The sequence below is a fragment of the Chryseobacterium viscerum genome, from assembly GCF_002899945.2.
Taxonomy (GTDB): Bacteria; Bacteroidota; Bacteroidia; order Flavobacteriales; family Weeksellaceae; genus Chryseobacterium; species Chryseobacterium viscerum.
On the sequence record NZ_PPEG02000005.1, the window covers coordinates 130,498 to 152,832 of the forward strand.

Annotated in this window: 25 protein-coding genes; 10 read left to right on the forward strand and 15 right to left on the reverse strand. The window is 34.7% G+C overall.

The window, feature by feature from the left end:
• The first annotated feature begins 31 nt into the window (after positions 1-31).
• The gene (locus C1634_RS12495; RefSeq protein WP_109738507.1) at positions 32-1,318 is read left to right on the forward strand and encodes a TolC family protein; all 1,287 of its coding nucleotides are present in this window, start codon (positions 32-34) and stop codon (positions 1,316-1,318) included.
• 226 nt (positions 1,319-1,544) lie between these two features.
• Positions 1,545-2,675: an alpha/beta hydrolase-fold protein gene (locus C1634_RS12500; RefSeq protein ID WP_103234118.1), complete on the forward strand. Its 1,131-nt coding sequence runs from the start codon at positions 1,545-1,547 to the stop codon at positions 2,673-2,675.
• 223 nt (positions 2,676-2,898) lie between these two features.
• Here C1634_RS12500 and C1634_RS12505 read toward each other — a convergent pair whose 3' ends face one another.
• On the reverse strand, positions 2,899-3,453 hold the full coding sequence (locus C1634_RS12505; protein ID WP_103234117.1) for a YciE/YciF ferroxidase family protein: 555 nt from the start codon (positions 3,451-3,453) through the stop codon (positions 2,899-2,901).
• A 212-nt stretch (positions 3,454-3,665) separates the two neighbouring features.
• On the opposite strand from C1634_RS12505, the gene C1634_RS12510 reads away from it, so the two are divergent.
• The 4 genes from C1634_RS12510 (at position 3,666) to C1634_RS12525 (ending at position 7,631) form a co-directional block, all read left to right on the forward strand.
• Complete coding sequence (locus C1634_RS12510) at positions 3,666-4,085, forward strand: low affinity iron permease family protein (protein ID WP_103234116.1); 420 nt, start codon at positions 3,666-3,668, stop codon at positions 4,083-4,085.
• A gap of 116 nt (positions 4,086-4,201) precedes the next feature.
• A complete protein-coding gene (locus tag C1634_RS12515) occupies positions 4,202-6,337 on the forward strand; it encodes a catalase (protein WP_103234115.1) in 2,136 nt (711 codons plus the stop codon).
• Between the two features lie 472 nt (positions 6,338-6,809).
• Positions 6,810-7,079 (forward strand): heme oxygenase, encoded by a 270-nt coding sequence (locus tag C1634_RS12520; RefSeq protein WP_103234114.1) that lies wholly within the window; start codon positions 6,810-6,812, stop codon positions 7,077-7,079.
• A gap of 57 nt (positions 7,080-7,136) precedes the next feature.
• Positions 7,137-7,631 (forward strand): CinA family protein, encoded by a 495-nt coding sequence (locus C1634_RS12525; RefSeq protein WP_103234113.1) that lies wholly within the window; start codon positions 7,137-7,139, stop codon positions 7,629-7,631.
• Positions 7,632-7,656: 25 nt separating this feature from the next.
• Here C1634_RS12525 and C1634_RS12530 read toward each other — a convergent pair whose 3' ends face one another.
• The 5 genes from C1634_RS12530 to C1634_RS12555 form a co-directional block, all read right to left on the reverse strand.
• The gene (locus C1634_RS12530; RefSeq protein WP_103234112.1) at positions 7,657-8,349 is read right to left on the reverse strand and encodes a DUF1003 domain-containing protein; all 693 of its coding nucleotides are present in this window, start codon (positions 8,347-8,349) and stop codon (positions 7,657-7,659) included.
• A 27-nt stretch (positions 8,350-8,376) separates the two neighbouring features.
• On the reverse strand, positions 8,377-8,661 hold the full coding sequence (locus tag C1634_RS12535) for a heme oxygenase (RefSeq protein ID WP_103234111.1): 285 nt from the start codon (positions 8,659-8,661) through the stop codon (positions 8,377-8,379).
• A gap of 38 nt (positions 8,662-8,699) precedes the next feature.
• Complete coding sequence (locus C1634_RS12540) at positions 8,700-9,506, reverse strand: hypothetical protein (protein WP_103234110.1); 807 nt, start codon at positions 9,504-9,506, stop codon at positions 8,700-8,702.
• Between the two features lie 216 nt (positions 9,507-9,722).
• Positions 9,723-10,061, reverse strand: a complete 339-nt coding sequence (locus tag C1634_RS12550) for a cupin domain-containing protein (RefSeq protein ID WP_103234108.1) — start codon at positions 10,059-10,061, stop codon at positions 9,723-9,725.
• Between the two features lie 124 nt (positions 10,062-10,185).
• The gene (locus C1634_RS12555) at positions 10,186-10,404 is read right to left on the reverse strand and encodes a hypothetical protein (RefSeq protein ID WP_103234107.1); all 219 of its coding nucleotides are present in this window, start codon (positions 10,402-10,404) and stop codon (positions 10,186-10,188) included.
• Between the two features lie 410 nt (positions 10,405-10,814).
• On the opposite strand from C1634_RS12555, the gene C1634_RS12560 reads away from it, so the two are divergent.
• Positions 10,815-11,912, forward strand: a complete 1,098-nt coding sequence (locus tag C1634_RS12560; RefSeq protein WP_103234190.1) for a calcium:proton antiporter — start codon at positions 10,815-10,817, stop codon at positions 11,910-11,912.
• A gap of 12 nt (positions 11,913-11,924) precedes the next feature.
• On the opposite strand, the gene C1634_RS12565 is transcribed toward C1634_RS12560, so the two are convergent.
• The 3 genes from C1634_RS12565 to C1634_RS26420 are packed head-to-tail and all read right to left on the reverse strand — an operon-like array spanning position 11,925 to position 15,393.
• The gene (locus C1634_RS12565; protein ID WP_228410067.1) at positions 11,925-14,192 is read right to left on the reverse strand and encodes a glycosyltransferase; all 2,268 of its coding nucleotides are present in this window, start codon (positions 14,190-14,192) and stop codon (positions 11,925-11,927) included.
• Between the two features lie 40 nt (positions 14,193-14,232).
• The gene (locus C1634_RS12570; protein ID WP_103234191.1) at positions 14,233-15,261 is read right to left on the reverse strand and encodes a glycoside hydrolase family 130 protein; all 1,029 of its coding nucleotides are present in this window, start codon (positions 15,259-15,261) and stop codon (positions 14,233-14,235) included.
• Positions 15,262-15,393 carry a hypothetical protein gene (locus tag C1634_RS26420; protein ID WP_262509918.1) on the reverse strand — a complete coding sequence of 44 codons (132 nt, stop codon included), beginning with the start codon at positions 15,391-15,393 and terminating at the stop codon, positions 15,262-15,264.
• Positions 15,394-15,544: 151 nt separating this feature from the next.
• Between C1634_RS26420 and C1634_RS12575 the strand changes: the two genes are divergently transcribed.
• Both C1634_RS12575 and C1634_RS12580 read left to right on the forward strand, forming a co-directional pair.
• On the forward strand, positions 15,545-16,105 hold the full coding sequence (locus C1634_RS12575; RefSeq protein WP_228410068.1) for a helix-turn-helix domain-containing protein: 561 nt from the start codon (positions 15,545-15,547) through the stop codon (positions 16,103-16,105).
• Between the two features lie 130 nt (positions 16,106-16,235).
• Positions 16,236-17,117 (forward strand): DUF6602 domain-containing protein, encoded by an 882-nt coding sequence (locus C1634_RS12580; protein WP_103234192.1) that lies wholly within the window; start codon positions 16,236-16,238, stop codon positions 17,115-17,117.
• Positions 17,118-17,347: 230 nt separating this feature from the next.
• On the opposite strand, the gene C1634_RS12585 is transcribed toward C1634_RS12580, so the two are convergent.
• The 5 genes from C1634_RS12585 to C1634_RS12605 are packed head-to-tail and all read right to left on the reverse strand — an operon-like array spanning position 17,348 to position 20,019.
• A complete protein-coding gene (locus tag C1634_RS12585) occupies positions 17,348-18,010 on the reverse strand; it encodes a hypothetical protein (RefSeq protein WP_103234193.1) in 663 nt (220 codons plus the stop codon).
• A 6-nt stretch (positions 18,011-18,016) separates the two neighbouring features.
• Positions 18,017-18,652, reverse strand: coding sequence for a hypothetical protein (locus C1634_RS12590; protein WP_103234194.1), 636 nt, complete (start codon positions 18,650-18,652; stop codon positions 18,017-18,019).
• A 10-nt stretch (positions 18,653-18,662) separates the two neighbouring features.
• The gene (locus tag C1634_RS12595) at positions 18,663-19,295 is read right to left on the reverse strand and encodes a hypothetical protein (protein WP_103234195.1); all 633 of its coding nucleotides are present in this window, start codon (positions 19,293-19,295) and stop codon (positions 18,663-18,665) included.
• A gap of 53 nt (positions 19,296-19,348) precedes the next feature.
• The gene (locus C1634_RS12600) at positions 19,349-19,684 is read right to left on the reverse strand and encodes a transposase (RefSeq protein WP_103234196.1); all 336 of its coding nucleotides are present in this window, start codon (positions 19,682-19,684) and stop codon (positions 19,349-19,351) included.
• The gene (locus tag C1634_RS12605; protein ID WP_317047490.1) at positions 19,660-20,019 is read right to left on the reverse strand and encodes a helix-turn-helix domain-containing protein; all 360 of its coding nucleotides are present in this window, start codon (positions 20,017-20,019) and stop codon (positions 19,660-19,662) included. Before C1634_RS12605 ends, C1634_RS12600 begins: the two co-directional genes overlap by 25 nt.
• A 622-nt stretch (positions 20,020-20,641) precedes the next feature.
• Here C1634_RS12605 and C1634_RS12610 point away from each other — a divergent pair.
• Positions 20,642-21,715 (forward strand): helix-turn-helix domain-containing protein, encoded by a 1,074-nt coding sequence (locus C1634_RS12610; protein WP_109738509.1) that lies wholly within the window; start codon positions 20,642-20,644, stop codon positions 21,713-21,715.
• Positions 21,716-21,825: 110 nt separating this feature from the next.
• Here C1634_RS12610 and C1634_RS12615 read toward each other — a convergent pair whose 3' ends face one another.
• Positions 21,826-22,326: a hypothetical protein gene (locus tag C1634_RS12615; RefSeq protein WP_103234991.1), complete on the reverse strand. Its 501-nt coding sequence runs from the start codon at positions 22,324-22,326 to the stop codon at positions 21,826-21,828.
• Positions 22,327-22,335 lie beyond the last annotated feature (9 nt).

Genomic DNA, 22,335 nt, shown 5'->3' on the forward strand with positions numbered 1-22,335 from the left:
CTATTAATTATCAACTGTCAGTCAATTTATTATGAGAAAATTATTCTTCATATTCATCATCAATCTTTTTCCGGCTCAGCAGGTTTGGACGCTCGACCAATGTCTGGATTATGCAGCCACAAATCATCCGTTGATAAAGCAGGCTACCGTTACTATTCAGAAAAATGAGCATCAGATTTCTGCTGCAAAAGGAATGTTGCTGCCGTCAGCTGAAGCGGGAGTTAATCATAATTACAATTTCGGGTTAGGGATCAATCAGAATAACAACCAAAGAGAAGCGATAAATACGCAATACGACAAAGTGTATGCACAAGCCAATTGGGAACTGATGAACTGGCGAAATTATCTCAATATTTCTTTATCAAAAATTAATAAAGAGAGTTCAACTTACAAAATGAGACAGGCTCAAAATGAAGTAAAACTGAATGTTATCCAAATGTTTTTCAAATATCAGAACAGCAAAAGCTGGCTGGATGTTCTGGAAACCCAAATCTCAGGAATCGAAGATCAGATCAAGCGCACCGAGAAAGAAGTTGAAATTGGAAACCGACCAAAAAGCGATGTATACGACATTAAAGCAAACCTAGGAACTTTACAGGAACAGTGGGTTTCTGCAAAGAATGCCCGGGATCTTTCTAAAATAAATTTATTGAATGCGCTGGCTATCACAAACGATTCTTTAGATTTTAAAATGACTGAAGAAAATCTGTCCGATTTTAACTTTAATGATCCCGAATTTCTAAAAACTCTTTTGGAGAAAAACCCTGCTTATAAAACAGTGATCACAGAAATAAATGCTGCCGAAAAGAATATCAGCATTGCAAGATCTGCCTATCTGCCTACGCTTAACGGTTCTTATAACTGGTCGAGTTTTTACAGTAAGGTCTTGGGGGAATCTGCAGATCCTTTTTCAGATCAGTTTAAAAGAAATAAGAGTCAGCAGGTTTCATTCGGACTTTCGGTTCCGATATTTAATAAACTGCAAGTGAAAAACAACGTTGAAATTGCAAAACTGAATGTTATTCATTATAATTACGAGAAAGAAATTGTCATTAATAATCTTACACAAAGTATCAATTCCATCAAAACACAATTCCAGAATTCTGAGGAAAAATACACTTTGCTGAAATCGAATTTTGAAAATCAGAAACTATCTTTCCAAAAATCAGAAGAAAAATACAAAGAAGGATTGATGGATGCGTATACGTTTTTTGTGGTGAGAAATAACTGGCTTCAGGCAAATTATAATCTGATCAACAGTAAAAACGAAGTTATGCAGCAAACGGAATTATTAAAAGTACTTCAGTTTGATTATTGATTGGTCAAAATTTATTCTCTAATTTGGTAATAGGTGAAAATTGAGAGATTAGGAAATGATCATTGTATTTAATTTATTGAATACTAAAAGGAATATTAATAACTACCTCAGAAAGTCAGATACTTTTTGGGGTAGTTTATTTTTAAGATGAGTAGCTCTATTTATTCTCTTTTTTAAGTATAAATCCATAAATTACACAACTTTCTACGATTCTAAAACGAAATAAATGCAAAATTTAAAGTTAATAACTTCCATTCTTGGACTATGTTCAGCCATGATGTTTTCCCAGAATTATAAAACTTCCTCAACAACATTGGAAGGGAAAGAATTTCCGAAAGTTAACGCAGAAAGGCAAGCTCAGTTTAAAGTTTATTTTCCGGATGCAAAATCTGTTGTTTTAGAGGGGGGAGATGGGATGCAAAATTTAAAATCAGTTACCGCTAAAGATGAAGAGGGCTTTTGGAATATCTCTACTCCTCCAATGGAAATTGGATTTCATTATTATTGGTTCAATGTGGATGGCAAACGCACAAATGATCCCAATACAGAACTTTATTTTGGTTATGGTCAGCCTACAAGCGGAATTGAAATTCCTTCAGGTGAAGATTTTTTCTTCAGGAAAAATGTAAAGCACGGAAAAATTGTTGATGACAGTTTACATTCAGAAATAACCAAAGGAAAAAGAAATTTCAAAGTATATCTTCCTCCCAATTACGGAACTGAAAAATTTCCGGTTTTATACCTTTATCACGGAACTGGTGAAGATATTACAGGTTGGGAAAAACAAGGATATATCAAAAACATTCTTGACAATCTTTTTGCTGAAAAAAAGGCGAAAGAAATGATTGTCTTGATGGATTACGGGGTTGCCCTGAACCCGGAAGAAGAAAAAACACCGGACAATTATCCAAGAACTGTTCTTTCAACTAAAAACCTTGAAAAGATCGTCATGAAGGAATTGATTCCCTACATTGAAAAAAAATATAAAACTAATGGCAAAAGAGCAATTGCAGGCCTTTCTCGCGGGAGTTATCAGGCAATGTTGATCGGCGCAAACAATCCGGAGCTATTTTCAGCAATCGGATCTTTCAGTCCTGTTATTTATGAAGGGACAGACAGTCAGCCTTTTAAAGAACTCCCTATCAGTAATTTATTAAAATCACAACAAAAACCTTTTTTCTTCATCGGAATTGGTGAAAAAGAGGACGCGAGATTTCTTGAGTATAATCAAGCGATTATCACTTATTTTAATCAAAATGGATACCTGTATTCTCAATACAAATCTCCCCAAACATACCACGAATGGCTGACTTGGAGAAGATGCCTTTATCAGTTTGTGCAAAAGATCTTTAGATAATTTGAGGGGAGTTGTAAGAATATCATTGCCAAATCTATATGACCTATTGTCATTCTATATGGAGGATCTTTATTTAAAATTTCATAAGATAATACGGATTGGGAAAGATAATTTTTGATCTTCACTAAACATCTATTTTCAATTATATTTTTAGCTATAAAACAATACTAAAAATCTCACATAAAACAGATCGGTTATTGATCTGTTTTATGTGAGATTTTATTTATATAGCCTTCATATTAAGTCTTGTATCAGCAACTTTTGTTAAAAGAGCATCACATTTTTTTTCTTCATCCAGTGTGGCCAGGAAATTTTTAAGACAGAAATTCTCTTTTAAAACTTTGGCATATGCTGCTAATGTCCCATAAGTGGCGATTTCATAATGTTCTACTTTCTGAGCTGCTGCTATAATACCTGCATCCCTTACAGACCCTGCTTCTGTTTCTTCCATGATGCTCTTGCCTTCATCCAGCAGTCCTTGCATAGCATCACATTTCTTGGCTTGCGGCTTTCTTTTGAGGGATTTAAAACATTCCTCCAGTCTTTTTACATGAATTTCAGTTTCCATTAAATGACCTTCTATTGCAGTCTTAAGCTTTTTATCTGTAGCATTTTTTTGCATTTTAGGTAATGCTTTCACAAGAGCTTTTTCAGCCCAATAAATGTCTTTTAGTGAATCCTCAAATAAGTCTTTCAGTTCCTTGGCTGCATTTTTTTTAGCTGGTGTTTTTGTTGATTTTCGCGTGCTTGTTTTTTTTGTGGTGGTTTTGTTTGCCATAATAATATATTTAGTGATTAAAGTTAAGATGTACAATTTTAAGACCGTTTTGACGAGTACATCATCTTAGAGCTTTTTCATTATTATGATCTGGCTCATAAAGAAATAACCTTGTTTTACATATATTAGAGAAATCATTACCAGACAACATTGCATTTCTTTTTACAGTTTCAGTTTTGAAATATTGTTTTGTACAAAATCCCCCTTTAATTATGAAAAAGAACCTTTTTGACCAGTTTTCGGACTGGGCTGTATGTTTTACAGGAAGTGCAGGTGCATTTGTTGGAGCAAGTTTGATGGTGGCCGTCTGGGCAGCTACCGGTCCTATATTTAAATTTTCAGAAGTTTGGCAGATGGTCATCAATACTGGAACTACTATCATTACCTTTCTTATGGTATTTCTCATTCAGAAAGCACAGAATAAAGACTCAAAAGCTATTCAGATTAAACTCAATGAACTTATTGCAAGCCATGAGAGTGCAAGTAATCAGCTAGTTGATATAGAAGATCTGACCGAAGATGAACTTGACCAGCTACATAAATTCTACGAAAAATTAGGAAAATTTCCTGGCGGTAAAAATAAATCAGCTCGGAAAAGTGATGATCAACCCAGAACAGATCGCTATAAATAATAAGGTTCATAGAAATGAATCTCTTAATAAAAGATACAAATCTAGAATATCAAGGATAGTGGTATTCAGATCATTCCTATTATCCATTAATTTCTACCACAACAAAAAGTATTGATATGAAAAGCAAAAAAAATCAAAATGAAAAGCTTAATCAATTGGAGTCATTAAGTACATCCAATGATGATGAGAAGCTGACCACCAATCAGGGCCTGAAAATTAATAATAATCAGGATTCTCTGAAATCAGAAGAAAGAGGTCCCACATTACTGGAAGACTTTATTCTCAGAGAAAAGATTACCCATTTTGACCATGAAAGAATTCCTGAGAGAATTGTTCATGCACGGGGATCAGGAGCTCATGGTATTTTCAAGCTTCATAAAAGCATAGAAAAATATACAAAGGCTGGATTTTTAACAGAGATTGGAAAAGAAACCCCTGTTTTTGTGAGATTCTCAACCGTTGCAGGAAGCAAGGGAAGTACAGATCTTGCAAGAGATGTGAGAGGATTTGCCGTTAAATTCTATACCGATGAAGGAAATTATGATCTGGTAGGTAATAATATTCCTGTATTTTTTATTCAGGATGCCATGAAGTTTCCGGATCTGGTTCATGCTGTAAAGCCTGAGCCGGATAACGAGATTCCACAGGCAGCTTCTGCCCACGATACATTCTGGGATTTTATATCATTAATGCCCGAAAGTATGCATATGATTATGTGGACAATGAGTGACCGTGCTATTCCACGGAGTCTTAGGATGATGGAAGGTTTTGGCGTTCACTCATTCAAATTTATTAATAATGAAGGAGCTGTTCATTTTGTGAAATTCCATTTTAAGCCTAAGCTTGGAATTCATTCCGTAGCATGGGAGGAAGCACAGAAAATATCGGGTATTGATCCTGATTTTCACAAAAGAGACCTTTGGGAAGCCATTGAAAACGGAAACTTTCCTGAGTGGGATTTCGGAGTACAGATTATTCCCGAGGAAGATGAAAATGATTTTGACTTTGATCTGCTGGACCCTACCAAGCTTGTTCCGGAGGAATTGGTTCCTGTAGAAATTATAGGAACGATGACCCTGAATAAAAACCCTGAGAATTTCTTTGCAGAAACGGAACAGGTTGCCTTTCATCCGGGACATCTTGTTCCGGGTATTGATTTCAGTAATGACCCTTTACTTCAGGGTAGGTTGTTTTCCTACACAGACACGCAATTGTCCAGATTAGGATCACCTAATTTTCATGAGATTCCTATTAATCGCTCTGTCAATACCGTTCATAACAATCAGCGCGACGGTCATATGAGACAGCAGATTGTCAAGGGAAAGGTAAGCTATGAACCCAATTCTATTGGCGGAGGTTGTCCTTACCAAGCCATGATGAAAGAGGGAGGTTTTGCATCACACCAGGAAAGGATTTCCGGAACTAAAATAAGAGCCAGAAGTAAAAGTTTTGTAGATCATTATTCACAGGCTAAATTATTTTACAATAGCCAGTCAGAGCCTGAAAAGAAGCACATTCAGAAAGCGTTGATTTTTGAACTCTCCAAGGTCACTATTCCTGAAATCAGAGAAAGGGTAATAGGACAGCTGGGATATATCAATATGGATCTTGCTGAAAAAGTAGCTGCTCAACTGGGGGTGAAAGTGAAAAAATTGGATCAGCCTAATCAAAGTATTCCGGCAGATGTAAACCCTGACACCTTACAGAGTAAAGTCCATGAACCCAAACCAGATGTATCGGAAGCTCTCAGCATGCAAAACACCGTTAAAGATACCATACAAAGTAGGGTAATTGGATTTATTTTAGCTAATGGATTTGATGCAGGCCCTGTAGATGCCCTAAAAAATAAATTGGAAAGTCTTAATGCGCGGGTGGACTTTATTGCGCCAAGTCTGGCTCCTGTGAAGCCTAAAAACGGAAATCCGATCAGTCCTAAACATACATTGACAAATACGGGAAGTGTATGTTTTGACGCATTGTACATTTGTCCTGGAGAGAATTCTGTGAAAGAACTTTTAAACCCTGAAAATAAGCAGTTAGTGTTAAATTTTATCAATGAAGCTTACAGACATTGTAAAGCAATCTATTTTGGAGATGAAACTGATGAAGTTTATAAAGCCAGCAATATCGGTAATAAGGAGCACGATGATCCTGCGGTGATTGCCAATGCTCATAAGAACGGGGATGAAAAATTTATAAAAGCAGTAGCTGGGCACAGGGTATGGGAATTTGAAAAAGAACGAAACATGTAAAGTATCATCAAATATATTTAGTCTATCAACGGAAGGAAGGTGTGATATATGTAAGAACATTATAAATATATGTAGCATATTGTATTCTAAAGCACCCATCTTTGTATACTGGTATTCAGTCAATCAGGAATATTAAGAGAAAGTTTTTACGACAATTATTGCATACCCTGATATACTTCATAGAATAAATACAAACCGTGAAAAGTACGTGAAATTCGTAGTTATATTCAATTAAATAATGAGCTTATTAAAATCAAAAACAGTAGAACTGTTTTTCAGTATTTTAATTAATAAGGGGATAAGAGGCCACGGCCTCTGTTCCTTTATCTATAAGCCACTCACAGGGATGTAATCGATATGCCATAGCTACCCGATAAAAACCGAATGTCACCCTATAAAGGGAAATAACAGGCAGTGAAACTGTCCCCAGAGGTACAGGGATTTGTGCCCATTAATAATACATAATCAAGGCATGAAAACAATTCATCTTTTTCAGTTTAAAAATTCCATTTCCCGTAAAATTCCGTTTTTTAAGGATGAATGCAGGTTGGATAATCTGAATGATTTAATGACTTATGATTTAATGAATACTGAAAAGGTCACCGAATTTATTATCGATGTTCCTGAAGATTTCATTTTTGAAGATACTCCAAGAAAAGATATTATAATGATGTGCAAAAATGCCCATGATATGATTGAGCATTATTTTGCTACAACAGTGGATGATTACGATGTTATTTAAGATTACCAGCAGCGTAAAATGATTTGTAAAACAGATAAATAGTAAATAATTTATATCATGAAATTCCAGCAAGACTTACTCGACTACATCAGTACTTCACTCGTTACGATAGGAGAGACCGTATCTATAGCAGAAAGTGTAACTTCAGGATTACTGCAGTTGGCTTTTTCGCAGATGCCCAATTCAAGCTTATTTTATAAAGGAGGCATAACTACCTTTACATTACCTGAAAAGCGTAGATTTCTGGATAGCAACTGTATTGAGGAACAGGAAAATGATTTTGAGACCCAGCGCATGGCCGATATCATGGCTGTAAAGGTGGCTTCGTCATTTGGAACAGACTGGGGAATATCATCTACAGGCTATGCAAAATCTGCAAGGAATTCGGGATTTCATGTTTTTTCGTTCTGTTCGTTCAGTTATAAAGGGGAGATCATACTTTCCAAACGGATAGATCTTGATGATAAATCTAAGGCCCTGGATGCTCAGCTGTATTACACCGAGTTCATTCTAGGATGTTTTAAAGGTGCTTTGAATCAAATACTGATCTAAGAAAATTAAATGAATGAGAAACGGTTCATTTTGTCTTAAGAATATGGGTCAGATCTTCCAGATAATCAGTTTGTATTTCCTGTATTTCAAGCAGTTTTTTGTTTTGACTCACAAGAAGATGGTCTATTTTCTCACTCAAAAGCTGTATTTCCAGTTCGGCTTTTAGATTAATCTTATAATCGTGTTCAGCTCTTATCCTGTCTTTTTGTTCCAGCCGGTTTTGGCTCATCATTATAATGGGAGCCTGAATAGCCGCCAGACAAGAAAGAATCAGATTAAGCAGTATAAATGGATAGGGATCAAATGATCTTACTGCTAAAAACCAGATGTTTGCTGCGATCCAGACGAGTATAAATGAAAAAAAAGCAAGGATAAATGTCCAGCTTCCTCCAAAAGAAGCTACCTTATCGGCTAGTTTTTGAGAAAAACTAATCTTGGCTTCTATTTCATCTTGTATATTTTCCGAGAGGATAGAGTTGTTTTTGATCGCATTTATGACATCAAGATCTATACTTTCAAGTTCTCCTTTTTCTTCAACAATTAAAGAAGTGAGATACAGCCTTCTGTAATGGTTAAGCTCTGTAATGGATATATAGTCATCTTGGCTTAGATCCGGAAAATTCTGTTGTATAAGCATAAATATTCCTTCCCTAATGTCTTCACCTTTTATTTGCTCTCCCTCCAGAATCTTTTGCTGGCTAATATGACTCGTTTTCATTGCTAAATGTGTTAACTGGATGACTATTTAATCTCTGAATAAATGATTTCTAATATTGCCATAATCATTTATTCCGGTGACGAAATAATGTTCTATTATTTTTTGAGCTTTTTTGCATGCCTGTAAAAGATCATCTTTGGATGTTTTTTCAAAAATAAAATCATCATGAATCTTAACGACATACTCCGTTACTATTTCAATATTCATCAGACCAAATTCTGTCAGATCATTTTTCAACCTATGTTCTTCCTTAAAAAACGGAATTTTATGGAAGATGGAATTTTTAAACTGAAAGAGGTGTATTATTTTCATCGTACAAATATTTAATAGCTATGGATGGAAGCGAAGGATTATTTAGGAAATTTTTCTTTCATTTTTCCGTTAATCCATCTTTTAAGCATGACGCGCTCTGACGGCAGCTGGTACATACCTCCTGAAAGTATATGTAATAAACTCTCCCAAAGGTTACTCTTTTTACTGAATTCATGACTATAATCTGTCAATATTTTCAAATATTCCTGTTCGTACTCCCTTGCTTCTTTTAAAGTGTAATCTTTCGGGATATCTTTAATGATATCCACTGTAATTTTGTTGAAGATTTTAGGGTTATATCTTTCAATAAAGTCGGATTCAAGTTTACATATGCTTGTAAGCGGAGCGAGTAAAGATAAGATTTCATCGTAAAAATTGCATATAGCCGCTTTCCAGGATAACCTTTCTTCTTCTGGCAGAAGTTGATTAGCCATCTGAATAAGTTTTTCATGATTACCTTCCAGGCCGTTCATATAGATTTTGTTTTGCTGCCAGAATAGAGGAGAATTGATTTTGTTTTTTTGTATAATATTCGCCAGTATATATTCAAACTGGAACCTGATATATTGTATGTTGTCATGAAGATCAACGAGTACAGACTGCCACAGATTATGCTTGCTGAGACCGCAATGCGTACTGAATACCAATCTGGATTTGTTATTGAGGTTCTGTAATTCTCTTAACATTCGGAGAATTTCCTTTGCATCTCTTTCCAAAGTGATATTGGTATTTCTGATGTAGAATAAGGAGACAAACTGAGAATAATAGGCCTTTCGCGAAGTATTCTTTTTACTTCTAAGTCCAAATCTGTTTTTGGGTTTAGGATGTTTATTGAGCTTTTTCATTAGAAAATTATTTTTTTTATCCTTTTTTCGAAAGATTTTTGTTGCATACTAAGGGAAATAAGATATTGTCTTAAGTCCTTGACCGTGATATCTTTCTCTGTAAAAGAAAAGAATAATGGGGTTTCATCTAGCAGCTCATACAGTTCAGGAAATTTTTTCTGAATTTCAAGCGTTTTTTTAAATATCCTTTTTGTTAAAATGGATACAGTGTGTACTTTATTCATAGCCGCTTTTTATTATGGTTACTATCATTTTAAAGCGTTTATTTCCTTTTATGGAATGAGGTTGATGGGCCGGAATGACAATACATTCACCTTCTTCCATAAAATAAGAGGCTCCATCTATGATGATCTCAGCCTTACCTTCAATAATCTGTATAGCAGTATCAAAAGGAGATATTTTCTCTGGAAGACCCTGTTCATCATCAAAAGACAGGATATTGATCGTACCTGTTAATTTTCCCAGTATCGTTCTGCTGACCATAGAATTTGAAATATATTCTACAATCTGGCTGATAACATATACTTTGGATTTCTCAATTTCTTTATGATTCATCACGGTTTGTTTAAGAGTAAAGTGTCATTGTATGGTAAATAAAAGGGATGGAACTGCCTGACTTTCCATCCCATTTTCAGTTAGAACCTTTTTTTAATCGATTTTCACTGCATTCGCAAAAAGTTTATGAAAAATTAATTTCTTTTAAAATGGTAAGAACCTCTTCACGGTTTTTTCTTAGTCTGTTTCCAATTCTTTCAAGCATTTCCTTTTCTTTACCTTCTTCAAGCTTCAGATCGTAATCTGTCAATGTTGAAAATTTTTCTTTTAGATGTTTTGACTGCACATTCCAGTCTCCCGGAATTTTGAAAAATTTGTCACCTTTGTTGTGGTTTGTGTCCATAATGTGAAGTTTAGTGTAACTTAATTGCTACTCTACAAAGTTGATTGTTTTATAATCTATTGTATTACAGATTGCTTTTTTAATGTTGTACATATCACACCTTTGTCAATTTTTTCAGATGTGTATCGCTGCTGAAACAGAGTGCCCCCTGTAAGAAGAAGAAAATGTTCCTATTATAATGATAATAAGTGATTGATAATTTGTACCTTAGTACATTATTACGTTGAACTCCCAATTTGGAGGATTTAAGTTCCTGCCTATTACTTCTTTTTCAGTAGTTAAAATTTCTGATATAGTATCTCTGAAGCACTTCTGACCGTTCATATATCCTGTTTTTAAAATAGAAATATAAACCTGTTGATTTTCTCAAAAGCTACAGTTCATCCTTATAAAAAATAATTACTGATTATATGAATACAAAAAAATATTTATGGATGTGGACATTCTTAGTGCCCATTCTGGCGTGGGTTTTTTATTTTGGAAACCCTGTTTTTGCTTCCGTTTATTATTCTGTGATTCTTACTTTATTTCTAATGGGAAGTGTTCTTGCAGCAGTGTATCACTCTGAAGTTATTGCCCATCGTCTTGGTGAGCCTTTCGGAACTTTACTTCTGGCATTTGCCATTACGGTAATAGAGGTTGGGTTGATTATTTCCATTATGTTAGGAGCTAAAGGTGTAGAAACGATCACCCTTGCCAGAGATACGGTCTTTGCAGCAGTGATGATCATCCTTACAGGGATCATCGGAGGTTGTATTGTGATAGGCTCTTTAAGATATAGAGAACAGAGCTTTACATTGCAGGGAGTAAGTACTGCACTCATTACCCTTACCTCTGTTATTATTTTTGTGCTGATCCTGCCCAATTATACAATAAGTCATCAGGGGGGCGAATATACCTGGTTTCAGCTTCTTTTTATAGCCTTGATTTCTTTAGGGCTTTACCTCGGCTTTACCATGATTCAGACGCTTAGGCACCGAAGCTTTTTCATTTCTCCACAAAATAAGCTATCCGAAAACCAATCGGTACAGAATAGTCACGAAATGATTTCCCGAAAGCAATTGTATATCAGTTGTATATTGTTAATCTTATGCCTGGGAATAGTGGTTTTATTGGCAAAGCTCCTTTCGAAAGATGTTGAACATATTGTGATTTCAGCGGGTGCTCCAAAGTCTCTGGTGGGTATCATTATTGCTGGTATTGTTCTTCTTCCGGAAGGGATGGCAGCATTCAGAGCGGCAAAAAGTGATGAGATCCAAACCTCATTAAACCTTGCTTTTGGTTCTGCTTTGGCAAGTATCGGACTCAGCATTCCTGCCATTGCTATTATATCTGTAATGACTGGAATACGAATGACATTAGGAATAGATATTAAATCAACGATACTTTTGGGGCTGACGCTTTTTATTATTACCGTTTCACTGGCAACAGGCAGAACCAATATCATGCAGGGAATTGTTCTGATCGCTATATTTTTAATCTACCTTTTCATTACAATAGTACCATAAATTATTAGGTTGTTATTTAGGAAAACAAAGCCTTGCCATGAGATAGCTGACTGTGGATTCCGCTCCCTGATTGAGATTAACATTTTTCTCTTCAAGACCATCATAACATCCGCCCGTTACAGGATTGTAAATGATCTGATGTAAATGATTCTTTCCTAAAAACCAATTAAAAGCATTCCTCATCATCTGTAAATATTCTTCATCTTTAAAAACCCTATAGAATGTAGATAAGGCCAGTATGGTATAGGCAACATCAATAGGCTGCTCACCGCCAACTGATTCAGGACCTTTAACCATCTCTTTCTGAAGCCATCCTTTGTTGGAAATTACTTTGATCTCTCCCTTAATAAATATTTTAGAAAGAAGAAACCGGAAAGATTCATGGGCAATTTGCTTATACACTTCGTCTTTGGTTGTAATCCATGCACACAATAAAGCCTCAGGGAGTAAACTGTTTCCATAGGTCAGATAGCTTTCAAACCAATGCCACTCTCTGTGTTTTTCATGCTGATACATTTTTACCAACCGATTGGCCAGCTTTTTCAATAATGGAATATTGTTTTCAGAGTTTTGATAATGTAATCCCTTGATGATAAAGCCCATTGCTCGAGTAGAATGTATTTTCTCAAGCACTGGAAGACTTTTTTCAATCACAGACTCTGCTTCATCAGAAAACTGTTGAGGTAAGATTTCCTTTATTGAAAGAAGATATCCAAGTGCCCAGATAGCTCTTCCGTTGGAGTCTTCAAGATTGGTCTCCTCATTCTGCGGTGTAAATTCCTTGTGTTGATTTATATAATTGAGGAAACTTCCGTCAGTCTGCTGGCAAAACTTGATGACATTCAGGTACGTTGAGATCAGTTCAAGGTCAGATTCATCTTTGCTCATCTTATAATGTCTGCAGGCTGCAATCATAGCACGGGCATTATCGTCCAAAGTATACCCGGAATCTATATCAGGCTTGTTGATCTTAGAAAACTGGATCATTCCAAAATCTGTTGTCATATTTTTGATATGGCTAAGATTGATGATGGGGAATGTATAATGTAAGGCCATCTTATCTTTGCTGTATTGCTGAAATAACATAGCGTGTGAAATAGAAGAATTCTCCCAGGCTGTCGGAGCCATTTTTTCTAAACTTTTTGATCGTAATCTTTCCTGTACAGCTTCATTTTTCAATAAAGTATTCACGGCAGCAGCCAGCTGTTCCGGAGCTTCAAAATCAATAATAATTCCCAGGTCTTCATTCAATACTTCTAAAGCATGCGGAATTGGAGTAGAAACAATGGGACATCCACAACTGATAGCATAGGAAAAAGTGCCGCTTACTGCCTGATTTCTGTCTTTTGAAGTGAAAAGATAGATATTGGTAAGCTGAAGATAATCTAACAACTCTTCCAGAGGGAGATATTGGTTGATAAAGTGAGTATGTTTTTCTAAATGGAGTCTCTTGATCGTTTTCTGCAAAGAATCACGATATTCTTCGCCTTCATGCTTAATGATGCTTGGATGCGTTTTTCCGATAATCAGAAACATCACATCCGGGTTTTGGGTGATGATTTCAGGCAGTGCTTCTAAAGAGGTTTCAATATTTTTCCCGGAACCCAATAAGCCAAATGTTGAAAGTATCTTTTTATCTTTAAATCCATATTTCGCTTTCAGTGAAGCTTTGTCGATAAATGGTAATAAATGGGTCCCATGCGGTATCACTTTAATTTTATCAGATGGAATATCATAATCATTTGAAAGGATATTTGCAGAAATACCGGTCATCACAATAATATATTTAGAAAAACGACTTATGTCTTGTACCTTTTCTTTTAACTTGTAATCTGGTTTTGGCAGAATGGTGTGAAAAGTAACGATGATGTCTTTTTCTAAATTTTGGAGAAAAAGTGGTAATCCGTTTTTGGTTTCGTTGAAAAATCCAAATTCATGCTGCAGCATAACCAGTTGAATATTATCATTTTTATTGATTTTATCCGCCAGTTCCAAATAAGAAATTGCATCGGATGTATTCAGGCGATATTCAGTATTTTCGTCATAATGATAGTTTTCATCCTCCGTTTCCATTGGGCAGATGATTATTTTGAACGATTCTCTGAATTTTATCTGAAGAGATTTTATCAAATCCTGACAATACGTTGCAATACCGCACACCTTAGGAGGAAAAGTACTTATGAAGATAATCTCTGGTTTATAATTAATTGTGTTTTTTTTACTTTGGACAGATCTTCTTTTTGTCTTTTCCTCCACGTTTGGGTTTATATTTTTATTCATGTTGATATCTATTTTAAAGTCTGATATTCCGTACAATCTATTATACGCTGTACTGTAGTAATTCTTTCAATAATTCTGTGATATTTAAAGAAACAACAGCAATTCTTTCATCCGCGGCCCCGTAATAAATACGGAGTGTATCTCCTTCTACGATAGCTCCGGTCGGAAAGCAGACATTATTGACTTCTCCTTTCTTTTCCCATTGCTGTTCGGGTTTGAATAGAGGGTAGGGAAGTCTTGAGATTTCTTTTTCAGGGTTATCAAGGTCCAATAAAGCAGCACAAGCATTGTAAACATATCCGTCAATGGTATTATGTACCCCATGATAGATCAAAAGCCATCCATGCTCAGTTTCTATGGGAGGACATCCTCCACCGATATAGCTTATCTCATGCTCATGCTGAGGTGATAAGAGGATATGATCTTCAAAATGAAGGAAATAATCTTTCCAGAAACTAGGATTAAGATCTTCAATATTTTCTATACCTGCAATTTGGATATCAGGTCTTATGCGATGAAGAAAATAAAGCTTCCCTTTGATTCTTCTTGGGAAAAAGATCACATTTTTATCCCATATGAAGAGATCCTTATTCTTTTCCTGAATAGGCGAGAATGTATTGGCGTTTTCGTATTTTCCTGCTATTGCCGCTTGGGATTCTATTAAAAGTTTAAACTTTTTATAGGGAATCTTTGGAACAATAATTCCCAGTTTTTGCCAAGATGTAAAATCCTTGGATATTGCGAGTGCTCCCAATGCATTGATTCCGTCGTAACAGGTATAGGTAAGATAAAATAAATGATCTATTTTTACAATTCTTGGATCTTCAACACCATGTTTCTCGTATTCAAACTCAGGAATGATAACCGGATTGCTCAAACGAGTTTCTATCGTCTTATAATCTGACAATATACAGTATCCGATACTGGAGAAATTATTCTTTGCAACAGCCCTGTAAAATAAATGTATTTTTCCGTTTTCCTGAATAACTGCGGGATTTAAAACACCTTCACTTTCAAAAGCTAATTCGGTTTTTCTAAGTATAATCCCTTCTTTTTTCAGAGTTACCATCTAGTTACCGGTATTTCGGGCTTCGTTTTCCCTGTCTTTTCGTTTGTTCATCTTATCTTCTCGTTTCTCTTTCAGGGATTTTACAGCTGGAGTTTTGTCTGATTTCTTTTTTCCGTCTTTTTCTTTTGACATTATGAAATATTTTTGTTCCCTGTAAATTTCAACCATTAAAAAAGGAAAGCGTTGTAATAGTCTTTGAATTTGTTATATAAATCATAGATATTCCGGATTTAATAGACTAACTTTGAGTAAATTACTGTTAATGAAGTAATTGGTAAGGATAATGAAGTTGTACATAAAATATATGGTAAGCTTGCGCTGCAAAATGGTTGTCCATCAGGAACTGGAAAGACTGGGCATTAAAAATGCTGTTGTCGATCTGGGGACTGTAGTTCTATTGGATGATATTAGCCCCAAACAAAGACAAATACTGAAAGAAAACCTGCTTAAAACAGGACTTGAGGTATTAGATGATAAAAAAAGTATCCTGATAGAAAAGATAAAAAATGTTGTCATAGAAATGATACACTATTCAGATGCACTTCCAAAAGAAAATTTCTCAGATTACATAAGTGAAAAGCTAGGATACGATTATACCTACCTGGCAAATACCTTTTCTGAAGTGAAAGGAATGACCCTGCAACATTTTATCATTATTAATAAAGTAGAAAAGGTAAAAGAATTACTGCTATATGATGAGCTCAATCTTACAGAAATCTCTTATAAACTAAACTACAGCAGTGTTGCCCACCTTTCTAATCAGTTTAAAAAAATAACAGGTCTTTCCCCCTCATTTTACAAGCAATTGAAGCAAAAACGCTTTGGAAATCTGGAAGACTTGTAAGGAGATGTAGAAGAGGTAGGAGGAGATCAAGAAAGAAAAATCCGGTCCCGGCAAAAATAGTAGCTTCCCAATAATACACAAGCCTTCTTTTTCAGAGGGCATTTTTTTATATTTGTGAAAAGACTATCCTATGAAGAACTTTAATTTTAGAGATGCAATACAAATAATTGTAGATGAAATAATTGATGCTGACAAAAGATCTAATTTACTTCATAAAGCATCGAATATAAATGAGTCAGGCGCTGAAGTTGAGACGTTGATTAGATCAAAACTAAGCCTATTCCTTCCAGAAAGATATATGGTTAAACAAGGCCAGATTATTGACGAAATGGGAAATGTGAGTAACCAATATGACATCATAATATTCGATAGATTAAACACTCCTAAGTTTTTTGAATCAAGAAATGGCACTGTTTATTATCCAATAGAATCTGTTTTAGCTATAGGTGAAATAAAAAAAACATTAAAACAGGAACATACATCTAAATTTGCTGAAAATATTTTCCATTATAGAAATGTAATGAAAAGAAAATTGGTAGAAAATACTTTTTATGGTATTTCGGCAGTTGATGCAGACATGAGAGATGTATTGATGTTTGACATAAGACAGAAATACAAGAATCCTTTATTTACATTTATTTTTGCAATTAATGGAGATCTCATGAAAACTAATGTAGGAGAACCTATTGATCTCTTTTGTAATGATCTCTTAATTCTTAATGATGGCTATAGAATGCACGGTTCTATTATTGATGGAAAGTTTAAACATTTAGTTGCTGACGATCATATAAAGATAAATGAGATTGTTGATTACAGAAGTTCTCCAGTTGATGTTTTAGCTTTATTTTTAAATAGATTAATGATGCATTTAAATAGATGTCACGTAGATCCATTCACAATATCCAATTATATTTCAAAGGGTGAAGAGTTTAAAATAGAAAACGAAAAGGTCAAGGTATATGATGTATCCAATTATCGAACAATGGAAGAGAAAATGAAAAACACCCTGTAATAAGGGTGTTATGCTAAGTAAGCTCTTTTTCTTTAAGTGAGAAGAAAGAATTCAGAAATTAGTGTACATATTTTATTTTCAACTCATCATCATAATCTATTTTTGACTGAAGTTATGAATACTCAAAAAAACCTCCTGCAGCCCTTATTTCACCTTAAATAGAGGGCTGGCAGTCAGTTTTTTAGGAATGATAAATTCCTGGGATGAAATTAAAAAAAAGGGAAATTATGTTAAAAACCAGAAGGTTTATTTAATGTTTGTGCATTACCAGTGGTACCTCCCAGATCTTTAGTATCATCATTAATATTTTGTTTTGTAATCAGGTATTTATAAGCCATTAAATACAAACTCACTTTAAAATTATTATAAGTGCCATCCGGGTTTGAATACTTCTGTAATGTACTGTTTATAAAGTTGGCTTTGATATGCCAGGTTCCGTTGCTTCTAAAAGTATTGACATTAGGGGAGCCCTGCTTATTATCATTGATACCGTTGGCACCGTAATCAAGAGCAACTTGTGTAGAGCCATTATTAAGCTGGAATGAATAGTTATGAACGACAACCAAAAATTTGGAAGCATCTATTTTGGTATCATAATCTGTGACTCCTGTTGAAGGAACTCCTGAAAGGGTAAGCTTGATATAATTGAACAAGCCACTGCTTTCAAGAGTTGGATCATAGAGGTCCATTGTGTTTTGGGAAGTGGCAAGAAAATGTCCTCCTGTTTTGTCTGGCTCACCGGGATTCCTTAGGTATAAAGAATGGGTATAGCTTGAACCGTTTACATCCAGTGTTTCCGTAGGGGTTGATGTATTAATTCCTATTTTTGTATTTTGAGCATTGATGAATAATCCTAAAAAGAAGATGATCATGCTGTAAATTTTTCTTTTCATAATCGGTTATTGAAGTCCTATTGGGGTATTTGTTGAAACTCCTGTAAATGAGTTGTTTACAGTTCCGGTATACGTTCCCCAGTCTTTAACTAATGCTTTTTCATACACACAAAGAGTCAATGACCAGCTTCCGTTCTGGGCTGAGGTTGTACCTGCGCCCTTAAAACTCAGGTTAATGGCATTATACACTTTTCCGGCGCTTGTTACAGAAGTTACTTCTGTAGAATAGGCACCAAATGATTTGATACTGGTGGTTGTATTGACAGCCGGTATAGCATCTGTAAAGACCGCACCAGTGACCGCAACGATATATTTATCCTTTTCCAGTCCAGTGTTCAAATTGACAACATCAGTCTGGCTGACATTTTTGAGAATGATATTATAGGTATTAACAGGAGCTACATTTCGAAGCGAAATATCAAGAAGTTTTACCTTTCCTATTGGTGTGGTGTCCTTTGAACGCGTAAGAAGATAATAATTGCCTGTTGCATATGAATTGACAGTATCAATTACATAGGATTCTATCAGCGTTCCTCCTGTAACATCAAGAGTCCCTTGCGGGTTTTTTGTGTTTATTCCAACCTGTGCGTTGAGGCTGAAATAAGTAGATACTGCAAATAAAAGGGTGGTTATTTTTTTCATACGATTTTAATTATTGGATTAAAGGGGCAAGTGCAGCACCTGTTCCGGAAGTGTTCACGGTTTGTGCAGAAGTGATTTCCTTAGTGTATGCTCTGTCAAAAACCAGTAAATTGAGTGTCCAGACACCATTGGGAAGAGCATCATCCGTTGAGAAACCTACATAATCTGCCCTAAGCTTCCATGTCCCATTGGAGCTGTAAGCAAAAATTTCAGGGATAGGAGTAATCCAGTTTGAATAAGAGGTAAATACGGGCTGTGTAAACCCATGAGAGGCAATGACAACCAAAAACTTAGTTGAATTAATTTTGGTATCATATTCATCTACCCAATCCTTGTCTTCGCTGTTACAGGTAATTTTATACTGGATAAGGTTAATTGGCGCAGGAGTAGTGGGCACAAAAGAATCATTATAAGAAGTAATTTTGTTCTGTGGAGCCGGAGATTTGATTAAAAAAGAATAATTTTCATCTGCTCCCAGTTTTTCAATGGGATCTTTTAAGGTCATCCCTGATGTTTTCATGGTTCCGTTTACTGTCAGTTCCTTTTCAGGAGTAGCTGTATTGATCCCAACATTTCCAGTGCTTTGCGCGCACATAGAAATACTAGCACTGATTAAGAGTACTGTTGAAATAATTTTAGTCATTAATTTTGTGTTTAAATATTTTTTATCCTTAGTGTGAAATGAGATTTCAGAATTTAAACCTCATAATTGTTTTTCCATTTTGTGATGGTATTTCTGCTCAGCTTAAAATGTAGAGACAGCTGGGTATTGTTGAGGTTATGCTTTTTCTGATATTCTAGTATCTTTACAATAGAGTAGTCGTCATAGGAACGAAGCTTTTGATTGTCCGAAGAGACCTCATGACATCCAAAAATCCTTTGATTAAGCTGAATAATATCCAAAACATTAAGCTCTCCTTTAGATAATATTGATTGGCAGTCATCGATCTTCTCTGGAAATTTTCTGATAAGAATATCCGAATAGATCTTTTTATAGTAGGGCTGAGTTATTTTTTGTTTTTCTCTATCCATTTGTACAAAGTAGTTTTGGGAATATTATATTCAGTAATGATCTGACTTTTCGTTTTTTCTCCTTTTTCAAGTAATTCCAGCATAAAGTTGATCACCTCTTTCGTGTAAATATTTTTACGGAATTGAGGCATTTGAGAGCTTTCGTTATCTCTTTTTATTTTCGTTTCTGCTGATACCGGAGAGTATAGAATCAAATACTGAGAATAAAACCGGAAAAAATCATATTCCAGAATTTTGCTCCATTTTAAAAGAATTCCGGAATCAAGACTTTTGGAGTTATACATCTTTAAAATATCATTTTCATGACAATTGAAAAACTTACAAAGTCGAGCCATTTCTATTTTACATTCCACAGCCCGCTTGTGGACCATAAAGCCTATATTTATATCTTTAAAATTCATGGGTTTACATTGTATTAGGAATTGAAAGGGCTATACAGAGTCATACTAATGTATCATCAATACATTAATAAGGGTTTTGTAGAAAATCAAATCGGGAAATTAGGAAAACAGTCTGTATAGCCGCTATGCTAAAAAAATCATCATTCGTGTTTAACAGATTACATATTCTGGTCTATTTTGAATAGAATGCCATCTGCTCTTATATTTTTATCAAAATTTGTGTTTTTAAGTATATTTGAAAATCAATTTCATTTTCTTTCTTTTTCATTACATGCTTTTTTTTCGGTTATAGTTGTGTTTCTATTGCATTAACAGTGTATTTTATACAATTTCTCCTTATATAAAGAATTATATATTAAGAAATTGTAAATTAATTAAAAATTCCTATTACTTTGAATGTAATCATATATTGTTAAATTTGTAACTTACTTTAGCAAAATTAAAGAATATAAACAATCAGAAATTTTGAACTTCAATGTAATTTTGAATTTCATTGGTGTAATTTAAGTTTTTGATATTCAGTATTTTGTGTAAGCTTTTTTTGAAAAACATTAAGATGATAACTGATAGAGAATTTATTGATGGATCTGTAGATGCACTAAAAAGGAAATTAATCTCCCAATATGTGTATTTGATGTCTGGAATACTGCTGGGATATTCTTTGGTATTTTATTTTGTTATTAATGATTCATTTTTCGGAATATGTACATTTGTATATGCCATTCTTATGTTTTATACTTTTATGATCATTCGTAAGGCGTATAACATAAAACTTCTCGTTCATCTTTACATGACTTACGCTCCTATTTTTGCAGGTTTTGTCATGCTGGATTTTTGGAAATATTCTGCTGCTACGGCGATGTGGCTCTTACCCGTCCCCCTTGGAGCCCATATTTTTCTTGGAAAAAAATACATCTACATCTATTCTATCTACACCTTTCTCATCATCATTGCCGTCAGTATTTTGACCAAACTATATGATTTTAATTACTTTAAGCTTGAAAATGTTAAAATAATTGTGATCTCGGATACGTTTGTAGGATTGGTGAATCTTGCTGTGATTAGTATTTTAATTTATTATAATGAGAAAATAAGAAAAGCCGAAATAGAAGAACATATTTTCAAGCAGGTAAAGCTTTCCCGGGAAAATAACTTGAATAATGAAAAAGATAATCCACTTGAAGATGCAGGCTTTATTTCATCGGTAGAACCTATTGAAAAAGACAGAACCATTTTGTCTGAAAATGAAAATATAGAAAAATATTTGGCCCTTTTTAATGATGTAAAAATGATTGTAGAAGAAAAAGGGTACTTTAAAAATGTAGATTTTACGATTTCAGAATTATCTAACATTTTGAAATCTAATAATTTGTATATTTCTAAATCGATTAAGGTAAATGGCTTTTCAAACTTTAATCACTACCTGAATATCTGCAGAATTGATAATGTAAAGAAGCTGCTTTATGAAAATGATATCAGTAAAGTTACCCTGATGTATATTTATACAGAATCCGGGTTTTCAAATCAGTCGACTTTTAACAGGGTTTTTAAACAAATTGAGGGGATCACTCCTTCTGAATATATAACGACTATCAAAAACGAGAGAAACGATAATCTGGCCCATCAATAATCGTTTTCCAGCATTCAATTCATTCATTTTAAGAAATTGATATTTAAAATATAAAAAAGGCCGGCACCTGAATGCCGACCTTACTGTTAAATATTACTGTTAATATGTCTTTATTTCCAAAAACTCCACTTTAAACCGTCAAATACAGCAATGGTTTTACTTACCGTATCATAGCATAAAGTACCTGCTACAGGACTTTTTGTATTGGCTACGGGATTATTTACTTTTGGTAATACCAAAGCTTTATTCGTTGATTCCAGGACAAGAACTCCTTGTGCAGGAGAACTGGCTGCCCCTATAATGACTCCGCCTCCGGCTTCTGCAGAAGCATTGGGCATTGTTCCTGTAAGGGTTCCTGCATCAGACAGAGGAACCCAAACATCATTTTCACGCATTTTCACTGTAATATCAGTTTTATCCAGAAGAAATGTTCCGTTGGAAGCTGCCGAACCAGTTGGAAGGGCTTCCACGATAGGAAGGATAATTCCTGTGTTGGATAAAGGAAAATCAAGTATAGCATCTCCATCTACAGAAGCTTTGCCCATGCCAACCTGTGCCTTTATAACAAAGAAACTGAAAAGAACGGCTGTTATTATGATTATTTTTTTCATTTTGATTGG